We start from the raw sequence: 16934 nt of genomic DNA, 5'->3' as shown, positions 1-16934 counted from the left end.
AATGTTCCTGCAATTAGATTATAATGTTACTATTAAAAGGTTTTGGATTTTTCCGGAAAGAATATGCAGGTAAAAAACCTGCATATCAATTCGTTTACAGTTTCCTCCTTCTCAAAAGGCCTGCTACTGCCAGCAATCCTGCAATGGCAAAGATTGCCTCAAATCCAGGTATTCCTTTATCTTCTTCCTGTGCAGTTACTGTGATCAGGTCTGTCTTCTCCACAACATCGACTCCACCTTCGCCCTCAACTGTCAGTACTACAGTGTAGGTGCCGGGTTCTTCATAGGTGTGGGTTGGGTTCTGTTCTGTTGATGTGCTGCCGTCACCGAATTCCCATTGCCAGGAGTCAGCATTATCTGCCTCTGCTGTAAAGGTGACTTCCAGGGGACTCTGTCCTTCTACAGGAGTTGCTGAAAATTCGGCTTCTATGTCTGCTGGTTCGGTAACCGGTTCAGCATCGGTATCTGCAACAATTGCGAAACTGGAAAAGCCAGGTGTTTGTGCAGTATAGTACACCCTGTCTTCATCTTCTCCTGTCATTGTGGTTGAAAGAGGTGTCCATTCTGTGGTGTACCTCAACAACCTGATGTTTGCGGCGTCCACATCATTTTCATCCAGCCAGTTTTTGTCCACACTGAAGGAAATTGTTACATTATCGATTACATCCTCATTAAGTCTTGAACCTATCCAGATGTTAATATTGCTGTACAGCAGACCTGAAGGCTTTGTATCAACCAGAGTGGATGTATCTTTGAGTACTTCGACCATGACACTGGTATAACCTGCATTGATCTGCGGTGTGAAGGTAATGTTTTCCACTGGTCCGCTGCCTTCAGCGAAACTGTAAGCTGCCTTTACATTCCTGCCAATGTACTTGCTGTCCACGCCTTTGGATTCAACATTTTCATAGGGTTCTGCACTTATAGCAGCTCCACTGCCACCATCAGCACTGGTCTTGGACTCTTCTTCTGTTGAGGTGTCCTCTGTGGGTGTTCCCATTGAATATGTCGAGAAGTGAGTTACTTTGGCCCAGACATAGTTCTCATCAGTATTTACACCTGTATCCAGGCAGAATTCTGGATTTCCAGGTTGCAAGATAACCCATTTATCGTTATCTTCATCGTACCAGTAGGGCTGGAGATCATTTTCTTCGATATCTCCAATTTCGTCTTCCTTATAACTCATGTTGATGAAAACATATTCCATGGAATCATTGACGTTTTCACTTTCATCGAATTTGAGGAATGATCCCGAAGACTGGAAATCAGGTTGTCCTACTCCTTTTGAAGGTGTTTTGGTCTTTTGAACCTTTATTGAACCTCCGACAATACTCTTGTTGTTTCCGATTGTTAGTTTGACTCCGGAGTTCTTGGCTTCGACTGAAGTTTCCTCGCCTCCAACTCCTGATATACTGCTATCCAGATCATCGGTACCTTCCACAAGGTCATCAGGAGTTATACCTTCAGGTTCATTTACCTCGTATTCGGTATCATCGACAATGATGGTTCCGTTGTAGATCAGGTTCGCCTTTATATATCCATCATTAATTTCCAGATTTTTGAGTTCGGAATCAATGACTGTGCTTTTGTTCACCACAGAATCCTTGATCTCGGAATTGGTGACATTAGAATCCACGATTAAGGAATTCTTGATCTCGGAGTTGGTGACATTAGAAATTTTTACAGTTGACTCATCGTCAATTTCACTGTTGCTTAGTTCATTTCCTTCAACTTCCACAACCCGTGTGATCAGTTTTACCGTATCAGTAGCGTTTGTGGATTCAACAGTTACATAGATTTTATGTTCACCTGGGGCTGTTGGCCAGTGGTCAAGAGTTACAACTTCCTTACTGTCAGCAGTTCCACTTGCATTCAGTTCCAGTGACTCGACAAGACTTACATTTTCACCTGTGGTTGTCAGATTGAACGTATCATTGGTATTACCGAGGTTGCTGACCGTGAGGAAGTAGGTAGCATTCTTTCCGGATTTTATGGCCTGCTTGTCCTCATCGGCTTCTATGGATACTCCATAAACATCTTCTGCCAGATAAAGAGCACTTGCAACAGACGTTTCATTCTTGTAAGTTTCACCCTTTACACTTACCAGAAGTGTGGCTTCAATAAGCCTGTCTGCACTACCTGTATTGTTGAAGGTGAAATCCACTTTTTCGGATTCTCCCACAGCCAGATCCGGAATTGTCGCCCTGTTCAGCACTGCGGTTGTGTTGGATGAATTCTCAGACACTTCCAGGTTGTAGGTGTGTGTCTGTGCACCGGTATTGATAATTTTTACCACATACTCTGCAGGTTCACCGTATGTCACTGTCTGGGTGGCAGGGGTTACTTTCATTGAAACGGCTTCTACAACTTCTATAAAGGCTGTCTTTTGAGCATCGGCATTTTCATCTGTATCTGAAACAACACTGACCGGTATGGTGTATGTGCCGGTTTCATTGATCCCTTCCACAGTCATCTGGGTATAGCCGACTTCTCCGGCAGCCAGGGTTATGGTTTCTGAATCAAGAGTGGCGTAGTCTGAAGTTGTTGAAAGGATGAAGGTATCTTCCACGTTACCTGTATTCCTGATCTTGAGAGTGTAGGATTTTGTATCCTTAATCTCCATTGTATTGGATACAGGGTCGATTGAAAGAGCCACTCCATAGCGATCTGTTTCTTCAACAACAAGATCAAGTTCGAGAGATGTGTTTTCATTGTTATCTCCTTCGGAACTGGCCTTAATTGTTGCAGTTACATTTGTCGAATTGGAAAGGGCCACTTCAAAAGTTGCTGTGTCCCCGGCTGCCAGATTGTTGATTGCATCACGCATTATCAGGTTATCATCATTGGTGGGATTGCTGAGTGTGAAGTTATCCTCTACATTACCCGTGTTCTTGAGGGTTAAGGTGTAGTTGACGGGTTCACCCGGTTTTGCTGTTGCACTGTAGGAATCAGCAGAGAGTGTCAATCCGTAATTATTGACCTTTGTGGTGGTTATGACACTGTCATATTCGGCAGACTCCTGGGATTGTGCCACCACCTTTACGTCGTAGGTTCCACCGTCTTTAGAGGATACATTCAAGAGTCTTGTTTCCGATTCACCGGAATCCAGAGGAACAGATGATGTGTTAAAGGATGCGTAATCTGCCTGTTGGTTCACTACACTGATGTCATAGGTATCATCTGTGTTACCATTGTTGGTGATGGTAATGGCATAGGTGGCATTCGTTCCTGCATCTACTGATTGATCGGTGGTATTGGAATTAACTGAGACTGCATAGATTGGCTTTGTATTTACCGTTGTAGCAAGACTCAGGGTTTCTGTAATGTATGGATTTTTAGAATCCTCCACCACGATATTGTGTACATATGTGTCATTATCATTACTGCTCACATTATATGTGATATGTGTGGATCCTCCTGGACTGAGGGTTACAGAATCATCCAGTAGATAATCTGTTACATCACCGCCAGCTTCTTTAGTTGCGGTCAAATTGTATGTATGCTGCTTATTACCGTTATTCTCAACAGTAATTATATAACTGGCATTCTGGCCGGTAACAACTGCTTTACTTGTGGAATCAACGCTGACATCCAGAGCATCGATTACTGTGGTCTTGGTGTTTATACTCTCAGTGTATTCAGAACCTTCTGCCATGACATTAATTGAATGTTCACCAATATCGGCACTGCTGACATTCATTTTAATGTGAGCACTTTCTCCCGCAGCCAGAGTAACTGAAGTTTCATTTAACTCTGCCTTGCTGCTGGATGTGCTGAGATTTATTGTATCCTCTATATTTCCGGTATTTGTCAGATTAACCAGATAACTTGCATTCTCATTCTGCTCTACGGTTTGGGATGTGGTATTAACCGTCATTTCAAAATCGTAGTTTGTCAGATTAACTTCTGATTGATCAAATGCAAGCAGATCGCTTCCGGATCTGGCAGTCGTAAACAGAATATAGTTGCCTGCAGACAAACCGGTGGTAGGTATATTCAGGGTTGTGGCATTGGAAACAGAAGTATTCTCTACCGCTGCGATATTTTCAATACCACTCATGTTTTTCAGGTCAGAACTGGTTGGGTTTGAAATGTCCAGGCCCACAAGGGATAATCCATCTACAAGAGGATTGCCGTTTAAAGATGCATTGAGCCCGTCTGAAGTTTCGTTGTATTGCATGAATACGTCTGCTTTGTATTCACTTTCCTTGACCAGGATTGCATCGTAGGTATATTGGGATTCATGTGCATTCAGGAGATTGAAATCAACGGCCACGTTGTCTTCATTGGCAGATACTGAAGTGGTTGAATCGTAATCCAGGACTGTGAAGGCAGTGGTGGAGAGGATCGTATTTTCATCAGCCAACTTGATAATTAATACATAATCTCCAGCAGAAAGAGAATCATAGTTTCCGCCGTCAATATTGCCAGAACTGTCAAGTGTATAAGGAACGGCTCCGGATTTCATTCTGTTAATTAAATCTGTAAAGCTGTTTGTATCTCCATTTTTGATATCGCTAAATATACCGGACAATTCTGAAATGTTTGTCTTCACAAGAGAGACTTCCACATCCTCGGTGCCAAAAGCAGTTAAACCATCAAAAGAGAATGATACATCATTTTTCCCTGTAGTGTTGACATACATTGGATGTGTTTCATATGGATAACTAATGGTGTGGTTGGTATAATTATCCAATTTCAATTCTACGGCTACATTATAACCTTCGACTGAAAAGTCAGATTTGTTGACACCATTGTAGGTAAAAGAAACTGGATTAGGCAATCTAAAATCTTCCCCGCCATTTAATTCTATCCAGTTTCCATTAGTAGTGGATGATGTATGATTTGCAAAAGTCAAATCCAAATTATAATTGCCACTTACTGTCACATTCATAATATACCCATCATTCGATTCCGCGCCTGCAACTCCGGAACCCAGCATTGCAGTTGAAGCCAATAATAAAAACAGTATCATTAGCCCGTTCTTTAACATTCTCATCAGCAGTTGCTCCTTTTATGTATAATTAGGTCTTAGGTTATGATTTGTAATACGTATCATTTCAATAGTTTTCAATTACTTGATTGTATATTAACAAATTTTAAAGTGATAAACCTTATCCTTGCGTTATTATATAATTATAGTATTGCAATTTTAAAAAGTGGCTGAAAAACCTGCACGGTACTGAAATTGCTTGGTTTTTCAATTTCAGGACTTTCTCATTTTCAGTATTATTATACCAACAATTCCTGTAATTATCAGAGCAAAAATCCATGCATTTGTGTAAATAGATTGATTGTCTGTTTCACCAGTTGGATTATTATCCGTAATATCGGAATTATTTATAGTTGAATTCTGGCTTTCGTTGGTGGAGTTTGTGTCATTAGTGGTATTATCGATAGTTTCCTGGTCAATTTTCCCGATAATTGCAAATGGAGAAAAATGAGGTGTAGAAGCCCTGTAATTTGTATACTCTTCATTCTTTGAAACTTGCTCTGTAGGCAATTTTGTCCATTCTTCTGCCTCTTCTTCATAATGCATCAGGACAATTGTGTCAGGATCAATATCATTGTTATGTATCCAGTCATTGTCTACCCTGAAATGAATGGTTGCAGAATTAATATTCTCCGGTACTGCAAAGCCGGTACTGCCGACCCAGATATTGAGATGTTTGTAGATTTTTCCAGAGGGCTCCTTCTTTACCATTACGGAAGTATCATCCAGAACTTCAACATTGACGGGTATATCCATTGCAGTTATTCGGGATGTGATGTTTACTGACCTGACCGGCATAGATGAATGAGAGAACTGATATTCCACCGGCATATCGCTGAATACTCTTTTTGTGATGGATTCTGATGCGTCCACATTTCCGTTTGCAACATCGGGTGTTGTGCCTCCTCCGCCTCCTGTATTACTGCTACTCTCGCTACTTCCACTGGAACTGCCGGAACCAATTGAACTTAAAGTTATAGTTTTGGTTTCCCCACCCACGGTAACACTGAAATCCCCTGCAGGAATACTGCTTGTGGAATAAGTTTCTTCAAACTGGCCATTTGTTATGTCCATTGTCTGGGTTGCATTAATTGTCAGGTCCACATTTGATTGGCCACTTGCAGCATTACCATCGATTTTGATATTGTAATTTCCGGAGGGTACGTTGGATTGGGATACTGTTGCCACACCTCCGGAAGCATCTGCACTCTTGGTAATCCAGAACAATATCTTTACCTGGACATTCAGATCCTGCACACCTTCAGCCTGTACTTTGAAACGATTATCTCCGCTTGGAATCTCCACTCCATTTATAGTATATTCATATTCTCCATTTGCTACATCTACGCTTTCGGTAAAAGCCACAGATGCATCTACAGAATCTCCAGAAGCCGTTCCACTAATTGTGATCTCATCTCCCACGGTCGGATTTGCAGGGGACACTTCAAAAGCAGAGGCTGTGGAGACTCCCAGTACCAGGGCGATAAACAGTAATAATATACACTTATGTAATCGTTTCAATGGTGACACCTTTTATTGATATACTATACTCTCTTTTTCTACTAACAGTTTATATTTGTGATGTACAAAAAACTATCGAATTTTTGTAATTCACAGACCAAACCCTAATATCAATTGGATGCATCAAACATAACAGAAAATGCTACCAGAGGATGCTGAAATGGATGTAAAAAAGGCCGTAATACCGGTGGCGGGGCTGGGGACCCGTTTCCTGCCGGTCACAAAATCAATGCCCAAAGAGATGCTGCCGATTATTGATACTCCTGTTATCCATTATGTGGTACAGGAAGCCATTGAATCCGGGATAGATGATATCATATTTGTAACCGGGCGTAACAAGCGGGCAATCGAGGATTATTTTGACGGCTGTCCTGAACTGGAGATGCATCTGCAGAATCGGGGCAAGTATGACATGCTGGAAATGGTGCAGGAGATTTCTTCAATGGTGGATATCCACTACATCCGCCAGAAGGAACCCAACGGGCTGGGGGATGCCATAATGACTGCTCGCAAACATGTCAGTGGCGACCCCTTTGCAGTGCTGCTGGGGGATGATATCATTGTCAATGAGAAACCCTGTACACGTCAGCTGATCGATGTCTTCCGCAAATACGGCCGCTCCACGATCGCGGTGGAGGAAGTGCCACAGGATAAGGTCAGCAGTTACGGGATAATAAGCGGCAGTCCTGTGGATGAATATCTCTACGCCCTGGATGACATCGTGGAAAAACCCTCTGTGGAGGAGGCTCCCTCCAATATCGGTGCCATCGGGCGTTACGTTTTCACTCCGGAGATCTTCGATTGCATAAAGCAGACCTCCAAAGGCGTGGGTGGCGAGATCCAGCTGACCGACGGGATCCGGTTGCTCAATGATTCACAGAAGGTGTATGCGCACCAGTTCACAGGCCAGCGTTATGATTCCGGCAACAAGGTGGAGTATGTGAAGGCTGTGCTGGATTTTGCCCTGAAGGATGAAGGGATGAGGGACGAGATCCTGGGGCATATGGAGAAGCTGGGCTGAAGGGGTTACTGATTTTATGGGGGTGTATTCCCCTGCAGCAAATCAGGATTGTTTTGCTAAAAGCCTCATATCCCCATTCCTCTTTTTTGAAATCAAAAGATAGGCTTCGCCAAGAAGTAGCAATCCAATGCACGCAGTTGTGATATTGATAATTACAGGATACTGCCCTCCAAATCCCTCAGTTGAGGTGTGCCTGGACAATATTCCCACTAAGCCCACACAATAACAAGGCCGTAGGCAACATCCCTGTTTTTCAGCATTGTCACGGCTCCTATAGGAAAGCCAAGAATGATTACAATAGATGCCCATGTGGGTTCAGGTAAACCAAAACCCTGCCAGTTCAGGCTGACAAGAAGAACAGTAGCGTTGGCAATGGTTGCCACAGTGATCCAGCCGAAGTATACGCTAAATGGCAATCCGATAAACAGTTTCTCTTTTGCAGAAAGTTGTTCTTTGTTAATCTTTTGATTTATCAGGATCAAACATACAAGGATTACGACATCAGCAGCAGAGATAATGGTATGATCTGATAGTGCCAGGCAAAAATCCAGGCGGCGTTGGCAATGGAGGAAATTGAGAAAAGAATTCCTATTTTACTTAACAGTCCATTTCTGACAGAATTTTCATTATCCTGAAAAACCCCAAGCTGGTATAGTGTATATCCAGCCAGCAGCAGATAGATGAGTCCCCAGATTGCAAAGGTCCAGCCTGTCGGGGCAAAGGGATTGGGATAGAAATCCGATATCTGGCCGGTAGTGAGCCCATTGATCGGGAGAGCATTGGCCAGTGCATTGGCAATGACCATTGCTGAGAAAGTTACCGTGGTGATTATTTTGATCATCAATGTTGGCTGATTTCGTTCCATCTTATTTTTCCTTTGCAAATGTTCCTGCAAATTAATTGATGTAAACCAGGAGGGATATTTGTATCGCTGTTTACACTTTCTTCCTTTCAATTGCCTGCCAGACATGTACTCCCCTGGACATGTAGACCAGACTTACCAGCAAGTAGATCTGGTGCCAGATAAAGGATGATATGAGATTGGATTTCCATTGCCCTGAAAGCAGTGCCAGGCCAAACAATATCCATACACCGATGCCCCAGAATAGATTAATTCCACCCAGCACAACCGACCAGAGTATCACTGCCAGGAAGAATGAAGCGGGGGCTATGAAGAACATAGTAAAGCGTAAAGGCAGCACAAACATCCCGAATTTTCCGTATTTTGGTGAGATCAGCCCGATATTGTGCATGGTGGCTTCCTGCAAGCGGGCCGAGCGTCTGAGTTTCTGGCGGCGCTGCTGACCCATGTCACTGGTGATATACTCAGAGAACCGGGCAGAGGATTCGTAGAGGCAGCGGTAACCATTGCGGATGATACGCAGCGCCATGCCAGCATCGGATGCTCCTTTTGTTTCGGGAATCGGAGAAAATGCTTTTTTCCTCAGCACAATGAGGGGCCCGTTGAAACAGTAGGTGGAATGCAGGCCACTTTCCCAGGAACACATCCTGCCGTAGACATCCCTGTAGGCTTTCTCGGAATGGGTGGTAAAGGAATCCCTGCGAGCGATGGGTTCCAGTTCCCCGCATACCGCTCCAATTTTCTCATCGCTGAGCAGCCGGCCCAGGGCGTGGTTTACCGCATCAGGCTCAAAGGTGACATCTGCATCCGTGGTCACCACAAAATCGGTAGTTGCCTCTCCTACTCCCATGTTCACCGAAGCATTGGTACCGCTACGTTTTTCCTTCACGATCACTTCGCCGGATAGGTCATACTTTTTAAAAGCCTCTGCCGCCAGCCCTACCGTATTGTCTGTGGACTGGTCATCCACTACAATCACATGGATGTTTTCTGCAGGATAATCCATTTCAACAATATTTTTGATACGATGCTCGATGACCTCACTTTCGTTGTAGGTGGGAATTACCACTGTGATCGGAGGTTGGGAATCAGGTGTGTGGATTTTTGAGTTTTGGGATCTAAGGATTGCCAGGATGTAAATAAGATATGTAATAACCGGGATGGCGGTGAATATTATTGCTGCGATGAGTAAGGAATTCATTGGTCTGGGTAGGGTGTGAATGGGATATAATTGTTTGGGATGTTAGTATATATTCAACTTTTAGAGCAGGAGTTTCCTTCCGTAATGTGTGTGGACATAGCGTGATCTTTGCAGGCCACAGGCAGTATTATTCTCTGGATCCCGGGCAGTTGCAGAAGTTGTCCGGACAGACACATCCTGTTATCGTGGATGGCAGGAATGTGGTGGAGTCAGATGCTTTCATTGATGCAGGGTTTGTGTATAAGGGGATTGGCAGAGGGGATAAGAACGGGCATAAGATGTTTGAGTAAATACAGATCGATATATATCTATTCTTTATAGGGACAACTATAATTATGAATAGATAAAGAATAATCTATGATAAAAGAACAGAGGAAGAAAAATGAGTGCATTTGCATTGAATATACCTGATGATGTTGTAGATGCGATTCATTTCCCCCCCGGGGATTTGGATCGGGAACTGCACAAAGAACTTTCTTTGGCATTGTATCAACGTGGTATACTTTCATCCGGTAAAGCCTGTGCTCTTGCCGGGATGACCCGATGGGAGTTCGAGGAAATTTTGGGGCGACATGGAATTTCCCGTCACTATACTGAACAAAATTTGGATGAAGATCTTGATTATGTCCGAAGCCATCAGTGATTCCTCCACTTTGATTCATTCTACAGGGATTGGTCGCCTGGAGTTATTGAAAGAATTTTATGACAGGATTCTCATTACGCCTGGTGTGTGGAAGGAGGTTGTTGAGGAGGGCCATGGCAGATCCGGTGCTCTTGAGGTGAGGAAAGCCCACAGTTTGGGTTGGGTGAAGATTATGGCACCTGCAAACGAGCCTGTGGTTCGATTGCTTTAGCGGGAATTACATGCCGGAGAGGCTGAAACTATTGCGCTGGCTATTGAGCAGCAACCTGATGTAGTTTTTCTGGATGAGTCCGAGGCAAGAAGAGTAGCGAACCTGTATGGATTGCGGATAACCGGAATTATTGGTATTTTGATGCGTGCGAAGTCTGAAGGCAGAATTATGTCTCTTCAGGATGAATTAGATAAACTTCGTAACGAGACAGGATTCTGGATTGACGATAAATTGTATAATCGGGTTTTACAATATACAGAGGAATAACATTATTAATGCAGCCATACCGGATCGGCTTTTCCTCAATGATTCAGATGACGCCCGGAATACGCCGGCTGAGTGCTGGACGGTGTGGATGCTGTGGTGATCTTTGCAGGCCACAGGCAGTATTATTCTCTGGAGCCCCGGCAGTTGCAGGAGTTGTCCGGACAGACACATCCTGTTATCGTGGATGGCAGGAATGTGGTGGAGCCGGATGCTTTTATCGATGCAGGGTTTGTGTAAGGGGATTGGTAGGGGAGATAAGAACGGGCATGAAGTGAAATGAAGTTATCTAAAGGATGGTATGAAAAATATTCCATCCTCTACCTTTCATTCCAATGAAACTTCATTCTCTGTACACAACACCACAGATACTCCTGATTCTGTAGCAATATTGCACAAACCCTCTATAATCCTGGAATATTCATCGGTATCGACCGCAATTCCCCTGCAAAGGCCTTTTTGGAGAATTTCGTCATCCACATAGATGCACTGGGTGCCCTGCATGGAAAGACGGTCATAATCCGATTTTGCCTTTTCCTTTTTGTCTCCGGGATATCTGATAACTTTGGATTTTACAGATTCACATGCCTTATCTGGAGAGACCTGCTTGTATTTGGATATCATGCCGGCGGCAACTGTCTGGTTGGTATGTGGATCGATAACAATGAACGAACCTGTAAGTCGGTTTTTGGAATAAAGATCTGCGTAAAGGGGCTTTTTAAGTTCAATCTTCACCTTCCCGATATCATTTACGCTCAGGAATTCGGCAGGTATTCTATGGATCTTTTCGAGATCGAATTTATAGCGTACTTCTGAAAAACTGCCCTTTACGGTTTTGGTGGTATGCTTGATTAAATAATCTTTGCCGGTTTGCATGGATTCTGTATCCATCCATACAACATTCGCTTCGATATTTCCCGTGATGGCAGGCAGGTTATTTTCCCTTGAAATCAGGTCTCCACGACTGATGTCTATGTCATCCTCAATACAGAGGGTTACTGCCATGGGGGCAAAGGCATAATCCAGGTCTCCGTCATAGGTAACAATTCTTGATATTTTACTGGTTCTTCCGGAGGGCAGGGCGATTACACGTTCGCCTTTACGAATTACTCCGGATGATATTGTGCCGCAATATCCCCTGAATTCGTTTCCACTCCAGTTGACATACTGGACCGGGAACCTGAAATCGATCAAGTTACGTCCGCCGGCTACATTCACATTTTCCAGATAATCAAGAAGAGGGGATCCCTGATACCAGGGCATATTGGTGCTACGTTCAATGACATTGTCACCTTTCAGGGCACTGAGGGGAATAAAAGAGATAGATTCGACAGACAGTTTTTCAGCGAATGCTTTATATTCTTCAACTATTTGTTCGAAAACCTCTTCTGAATAATCAACAAGATCCATTTTATTAATGGCTACCACAAAATGGCGGATACCCAGCAGGGAAGAAATAAATGTGTGTCTTCTGGTCTGTGTCACAATGCCCTTTTTGGCATCAATAAGAATCAGGGCAAGGGAGGCATTTGATGCTCCGGTGGCCATGTTTCTTGTATATTGCTCATGCCCCGGCGTATCTGCTATTATAAAACGTCTCTTGGGAGTTGAGTAGAAGCGATAGGCAACATCAATTGTAATTCCCTGCTCTCTCTCGGATTTCAGGCCATCGGTGATCAGTGAATAATCGATTTCCTGATTACGGTTGGTCTTTGAGTAATCCCTGATCGAACTTAACTGGTCCTCAAATATTGATTTTGAATCATACAGCAGGCGTCCGATAAGAGTGGATTTTCCATCATCCACGCTTCCTGCAGTGGTAATTCGTAACAGTTCGATATTTTGACTGTCTTCGATCAAGGCTTCAGGAGTCTTCAGAAATACCCCTCCATTTTTTTCTGCTCCATTGAACTGTCCTGATCATGATCAATGACCCGTGTTATCCGCTCGGAATGGCGTGCAACCATCATTTCTTCAATAATTTTTGGCATGGTGTCTGCCTCAGATCTTACCGCACCTGTGCAGTAATGGCATCCAAGGGTCCTGAAGCGACACATTACTTCCTTTGTCTCTTCCGGATTTTCATCCGTATAAACCGGGATGAGCTGGTCGTTCTTCTCGATAACCGGTCTCTTTTTTGCAAAGTAAAGGGGTACGACCTCGATATTTTCATGGTATATGTATGTCCAGATATCCAGTTCGGTCCAGTTTGAAAGGGGGAATACCCTTATGGATTCACCCGGATCGATCCTTGAATTAAAAATATTCCATAACTCCGGTTTCTGATTCTTTGGGTCCCATTGGCCATGTTTGTCACGGAATGAAAAAACCCTCTCTTTTGCCCGGGATTTTTCTTCATCCCTTCTGGCCCCCCCGAATGCAGCATCATAGCCGCCTTCTTTCAATGCATCCAGCAGGGCCTTTGTTTTCAGTTCGGCGCAACATTTGACTGTTCCCGCAGAAAGAGGATTTATCCCTTTTGACAGAGCTTCTTCATTCCTGTGGACTTTCAGGTCCAGGTCATGCTTTTTTGTGTAATAGTCCCTGAATTCATACATTTCCGGGAATTTGTAGCTGGTATCAATATGTAGCAAAGGGAAAGGTACTTTTTCCGGATAAAAAGCCTTGATTGCCAGATGAGCCATCACCGATGAATCTTTGCCAACAGAATATAGCATCACCGGATTTTCAAATTCTGCAGCAACTTCCCTGATTATTCCTATACTTTCGGCTTCAAGTGTCTTCAAGTTTGAGAGGTGGTAGGATTCTTCCTTTTCTTCCATGAGATGTCCTCAGATATGCCCTTTTTCTTCCAGATATTCAATAACTTTCCCTACAGATTCAGAGATATCCTCTTCTGCCGTATTGAGGACGATCTCCGGATTTTCAGGCTCTTCGTAGGGGTCAGTGATGCCAGTGAATTCCTTGATTTCGCCTTCAATTGCCTGTTTATAAAGACCTTTGACATCCCGGTTGATCAGGGTGTCCCTGTCACATTTAACGTAAACTTCAATGAAATTGTGGCATTTATGTCTTGCACGTTCTCGTAGAGATATATAGGGGGAAATGAATGATACAAGAGTTGCGACACCATTTTTTGACAGCAATTCAGCAACAAATGTCGCCCTTTTGATATTTTCATTCCTGTCTTCTTTTGAAAAACCCAGATCACTGCAAAGATCACTTCGGATAATGTCCCCATCAAGTCTCTGTACGGGCCCGATATTCCTTTTATTCAACTCTTCTTCAAGGGCAATCGCAATCGTAGTTTTACCTGCGCCCGACCATCCCGTAAACCATACTGTAAATCCTTCCTCTGGCATAGGTATCCTCCTTATATTTCAGGTATCTTTATTGAAGAAATATCTAACCCTTTGGCAAGTACTATAAAATAATTATTTAGTAATGATTCCTTGTTGTATTCAGGCTCTTCCATAGTTTTAAGGTCTACTAATCTGCATCCGGCTTCCTTTGCAACAATATGGCCCGCGGCGATATCCCATTCCATTGAACCCTGGAATCTTGGATATAAGTGAGCATGTCCCATGGCCACTTTGCAGAACTTAAGCGAAGATCCTGCAGGAACCGTTTCCCGGATATTGTTCATCCGGGCAAACTCTGCATCAAGACCTGTACTATGCTTTCTGCTGCCGGTAGCCGAAGTTCTCCTTTAGGTAGTTCATTTAAGGGTAGTTTCTTTGTTCCATTCCTGTCTTCCACATAGGAGCCGAAGTTTTCGGCTGCAAAAAATGTAGTTCCGGATGCCGGCACATAGATGACTCCCATTACAGGTCTTTTGTTTTTCACGTATGCAATATTTACTGTGAATTCGCCGTTGCGCTCGATAAATTCCTTTGTTCCATCCAGGGGGTCAACAAGGAAAAACTCAGAATAATCCTTTCTTATATCATATGCATCATAACATTCTTCTGAGATTATAGGGATGTTATACAATTCCTTGAGTTTTCCACAGATATATTCATTGGATTCTGTATCTGCCTTTGTGAGGGGTGATTCATCTTCCTTTATCTGGATGGATTGTTCCGGGTTATCATAGTAGTTCAAAATGATGTTACCGGCATCCCTGGATATTTCAATTAATTCTTCCAGCATTTTGGGAATAGTTTCTTTATTCATTGTTAAATAATCCTGAAGCAGTCGTTCTGTAATGAATTGATTAAATATGAATGAACACTTATTTTAAATATTATAAAATTATCCTTTGTGACATTGCAATCCAATTTACTGCTAATTTGATTAAATTGAAGAAATTAAGTAAACCAGAGGTACAAAATCAATGGGAAATGGTGGCACCAATCATGCGGTAGTATTATTCAGTTTGATCGTGCTGATTGGCATATTCCTGTTACCCTCTCCTGATGGTCTATCCCCGGAGGCAAAGAATGCGCTGGGTATCTTTCTTCTTGCCATAATTCTCTGGACTACCAATGCCCTCCCTCTGTCTGTGACCGGTCTTTTTGTAATCGTCCTCCTGCCCCTTCTGAATGTGATGAGCAGTAAGGCTGCCTTTGCCCTGTTCGGCAACAAGGCAGTCTTTTTTATTCTGGGTGCCTTTATACTGGCAGCGGCCATGATGAAGACCGGTCTGAGTAAAAGGGTAGCTCTTTTGATGCTTGGCAGGTTCGACAGGACTCCGCGCAGGCTGCTCTGCAGCATCATGTGTACATCCGCCCTTCTTTCCTTCATCATGCCGGAACACGCGGTGGCTGCGATCATGTTTCCTGTGGTAGGGTCCATTGCAGACAGTCTGGAGCTGGAACCCTTAAACAGTGAATACGGTATCCTGCTTTTCCTGTCGATGGCCTGGGGTACGATCATAGGCGGTGTGGGAACGCTGCTTGGAGGGGCACGCAACCCTCTTGCTATCGGGCTGCTGGAAGAAAGTGCCGGGATGAGCATTTCTTTTTTTGAATGGTGTGTGGCAGCAATTCCCATTGTTTTTGTGATGCTGGCAGCAGGTTTTGTGGTTCTGAACCTTTTTTTCCGTGTGGATGTGAAGGATGTGAAGGCTGCAAAGGATGTGCTTGGCAGGGAACTTGATAATATAGGCCAGATGAGTATCATAGAGAAGAGGACAGCTCTCATTATTACTCTGACAATTCTTGCCTGGATCTTTTTCGGTACAGATATGGGGCTGGCTGTAATAGCTATACTGGCTGCAGTTGCCCTTTTCTTGCTGGACATCCTGTCCTGGGATGATGTGGAATCCAATGTGAACTGGGGAATAATCCTGATGTATGGCGGGGCCATTGCAATGGGCTCAGCCCTGGCAAAAACAGGGGCTGCACTCTGGATCTCCAATCTGGTGCTGGCTAATGGTTACATGACACCCCTGCTTTTGTTGATTATTGTCAGTCTGGTATCAATCTTCCTGACAGAAGGAATAAGTAATTCGGCTGCAGTTGCAATTCTGCTGCCCATCGGTTTCAGTATAGGCGATGTACTGGGCATCAATCCCATCGCCATGGTCTACATGATAGCAATCCCCGCAGGCCTGGCTTTCATCCTGCCCATGGGAACACCTCCCAATGCCATTGCGTATTCGTCCGGCTATTATGAGATAAAGGAAGTAATCCTGCCCGGCCTGATCCTCAATTTCACTGCCTGGATAGTTTTCATAATAATGGCGCTTGTCTACTGGCCATTGGTAGGAATTAATATAACATGATTTCTTTATAGGATGAATGATATGGCAGAGATCAATACAGTGCTTGTGGCCTTTTCGGCAACCTCGATCCACCGCAATCTGGCAAAAGCAGCCCTTGACATGGCAGAAGAGCAGAATGCCAGACTTATCATACTGAATGTGCGCGACAAGAATATGGCTGAAAAGGTTGCCAGAGTTACAAAGGACCAGGGTTTCATGGGCAGGGCTGTGGTGGAGAAACTGGCGGCTGATATCAAGAGAGACAGGGATGAATTGATTGCCCAGAGGCTTAGCAGGGTGGAAGAAGAGGCTGGAAAGCGTGGGATTGAGTTTGAGACGGTGAAGGTGAAGGGTGATTTTGTGGAGCAGGTGATTGAGGCTGCGGGGATGTATGGTGCTGATGTTGTGATGGTTGCTTCCAGTTCCATTGTGAATGATATCGAAAAGAAAATAGACGCAGAAGTTTATTCATTTGAGTGACATTTTGCCGAACAATTCTATTTTTTAATAACTTGAAACCACAAAGTTTTTACTTTAATATTTCAATTCC

18 protein-coding genes are annotated in these 16934 nt (G+C 43.7%); 8 read left to right on the top strand and 10 right to left on the bottom strand.

Annotated features, from left to right (window positions below):
- Positions 1–94: 94 nt before the first annotated feature.
- Positions 95–4999: a TIGR04279 domain-containing protein gene (locus C9889_RS05235; RefSeq protein WP_129597731.1), complete on the bottom strand. Its 4905-nt coding sequence runs from the start codon at positions 4997–4999 to the stop codon at positions 95–97.
- A 207-nt stretch (positions 5000–5206) separates the two neighbouring features.
- Positions 5207–6514 (bottom strand): PGF-pre-PGF domain-containing protein, encoded by a 1308-nt coding sequence (locus tag C9889_RS05230; RefSeq protein ID WP_129597729.1) that lies wholly within the window; start codon positions 6512–6514, stop codon positions 5207–5209.
- Positions 6515–6674: 160 nt separating this feature from the next.
- On the opposite strand from C9889_RS05230, the gene galU reads away from it, so the two are divergent.
- A complete protein-coding gene (gene galU, locus C9889_RS05225; RefSeq protein ID WP_129599429.1) occupies positions 6675–7535 on the top strand; it encodes a UTP--glucose-1-phosphate uridylyltransferase GalU in 861 nt (286 codons plus the stop codon).
- 209 nt (positions 7536–7744) lie between these two features.
- On the opposite strand, the gene C9889_RS10390 is transcribed toward galU, so the two are convergent.
- The 3 genes from C9889_RS10390 to C9889_RS05215 form a co-directional block, all read right to left on the bottom strand.
- Positions 7745–8017: a hypothetical protein gene (locus C9889_RS10390; protein ID WP_225419998.1), complete on the bottom strand. Its 273-nt coding sequence runs from the start codon at positions 8015–8017 to the stop codon at positions 7745–7747.
- 11 nt (positions 8018–8028) lie between these two features.
- Positions 8029–8400 (bottom strand): tryptophan-rich sensory protein, encoded by a 372-nt coding sequence (locus C9889_RS10385; RefSeq protein WP_225419997.1) that lies wholly within the window; start codon positions 8398–8400, stop codon positions 8029–8031.
- Positions 8401–8470: 70 nt separating this feature from the next.
- The gene (locus C9889_RS05215; RefSeq protein ID WP_129597727.1) at positions 8471–9598 is read right to left on the bottom strand and encodes a glycosyltransferase; all 1128 of its coding nucleotides are present in this window, start codon (positions 9596–9598) and stop codon (positions 8471–8473) included.
- Between the two features lie 86 nt (positions 9599–9684).
- On the opposite strand from C9889_RS05215, the gene C9889_RS05210 reads away from it, so the two are divergent.
- The 5 genes from C9889_RS05210 (at position 9685) to C9889_RS05190 (ending at position 10956) form a co-directional block, all read left to right on the top strand.
- Entirely contained in the window at positions 9685–9888 is a 204-nt protein-coding gene (locus C9889_RS05210) for a hypothetical protein (RefSeq protein ID WP_129597725.1), read from the top strand.
- Between the two features lie 92 nt (positions 9889–9980).
- A complete protein-coding gene (locus C9889_RS05205) occupies positions 9981–10241 on the top strand; it encodes a UPF0175 family protein (protein WP_129597723.1) in 261 nt (86 codons plus the stop codon).
- Positions 10222–10452 (top strand): hypothetical protein, encoded by a 231-nt coding sequence (locus C9889_RS05200; RefSeq protein WP_129597722.1) that lies wholly within the window; start codon positions 10222–10224, stop codon positions 10450–10452. The genes C9889_RS05205 and C9889_RS05200 overlap by 20 nt, the downstream gene beginning before the upstream one ends.
- A 111-nt stretch (positions 10453–10563) precedes the next feature.
- Complete coding sequence (locus C9889_RS11435) at positions 10564–10719, top strand: DUF3368 domain-containing protein (protein WP_225419996.1); 156 nt, start codon at positions 10564–10566, stop codon at positions 10717–10719.
- Between the two features lie 72 nt (positions 10720–10791).
- Positions 10792–10956, top strand: a complete 165-nt coding sequence (locus tag C9889_RS05190) for a hypothetical protein (protein WP_191985819.1) — start codon at positions 10792–10794, stop codon at positions 10954–10956.
- An 87-nt stretch (positions 10957–11043) separates the two neighbouring features.
- On the opposite strand, the gene cysN is transcribed toward C9889_RS05190, so the two are convergent.
- Genes cysN through C9889_RS05165 form a run of 5 tightly spaced genes read right to left on the bottom strand, consistent with a single transcriptional unit; the run spans position 11044 to position 14853 of the window.
- Positions 11044–12576 carry a sulfate adenylyltransferase subunit CysN gene (cysN, locus tag C9889_RS05185; protein WP_225419995.1) on the bottom strand — a complete coding sequence of 511 codons (1533 nt, stop codon included), beginning with the start codon at positions 12574–12576 and terminating at the stop codon, positions 11044–11046.
- A 14-nt stretch (positions 12577–12590) separates the two neighbouring features.
- Entirely contained in the window at positions 12591–13499 is a 909-nt protein-coding gene (cysD, locus tag C9889_RS05180) for a sulfate adenylyltransferase subunit CysD (protein WP_129597716.1), read from the bottom strand.
- 9 nt (positions 13500–13508) lie between these two features.
- A complete protein-coding gene (gene cysC, locus C9889_RS05175; RefSeq protein ID WP_129597714.1) occupies positions 13509–14039 on the bottom strand; it encodes an adenylyl-sulfate kinase in 531 nt (176 codons plus the stop codon).
- Positions 14040–14050: 11 nt separating this feature from the next.
- Positions 14051–14323: an inositol monophosphatase family protein gene (locus tag C9889_RS05170; protein WP_129597712.1), complete on the bottom strand. Its 273-nt coding sequence runs from the start codon at positions 14321–14323 to the stop codon at positions 14051–14053.
- Positions 14320–14853, bottom strand: a complete 534-nt coding sequence (locus C9889_RS05165; protein ID WP_129597710.1) for a 3'(2'),5'-bisphosphate nucleotidase CysQ family protein — start codon at positions 14851–14853, stop codon at positions 14320–14322. The genes C9889_RS05170 and C9889_RS05165 overlap by 4 nt, the downstream gene beginning before the upstream one ends.
- Before the next feature lie 160 nt (positions 14854–15013).
- Here C9889_RS05165 and C9889_RS05160 point away from each other — a divergent pair, with 160 nt between their 5' ends.
- Together C9889_RS05160 and C9889_RS05155 are read left to right on the top strand one after the other, a co-directional pair.
- Entirely contained in the window at positions 15014–16405 is a 1392-nt protein-coding gene (locus C9889_RS05160; protein WP_129597708.1) for an SLC13 family permease, read from the top strand.
- Between the two features lie 12 nt (positions 16406–16417).
- Entirely contained in the window at positions 16418–16864 is a 447-nt protein-coding gene (locus tag C9889_RS05155; protein ID WP_129597707.1) for a universal stress protein, read from the top strand.
- Positions 16865–16934 lie beyond the last annotated feature (70 nt).

The sequence above is a fragment of the Methanohalophilus profundi genome, assembly GCF_004137855.1.
Taxonomy (GTDB): Archaea; Halobacteriota; Methanosarcinia; order Methanosarcinales; family Methanosarcinaceae; genus Methanohalophilus; species Methanohalophilus profundi.
The sequence above is the reverse complement of the archived record's forward strand: the minus strand, read 5'-3'. Positions and strand labels throughout refer to the sequence as shown.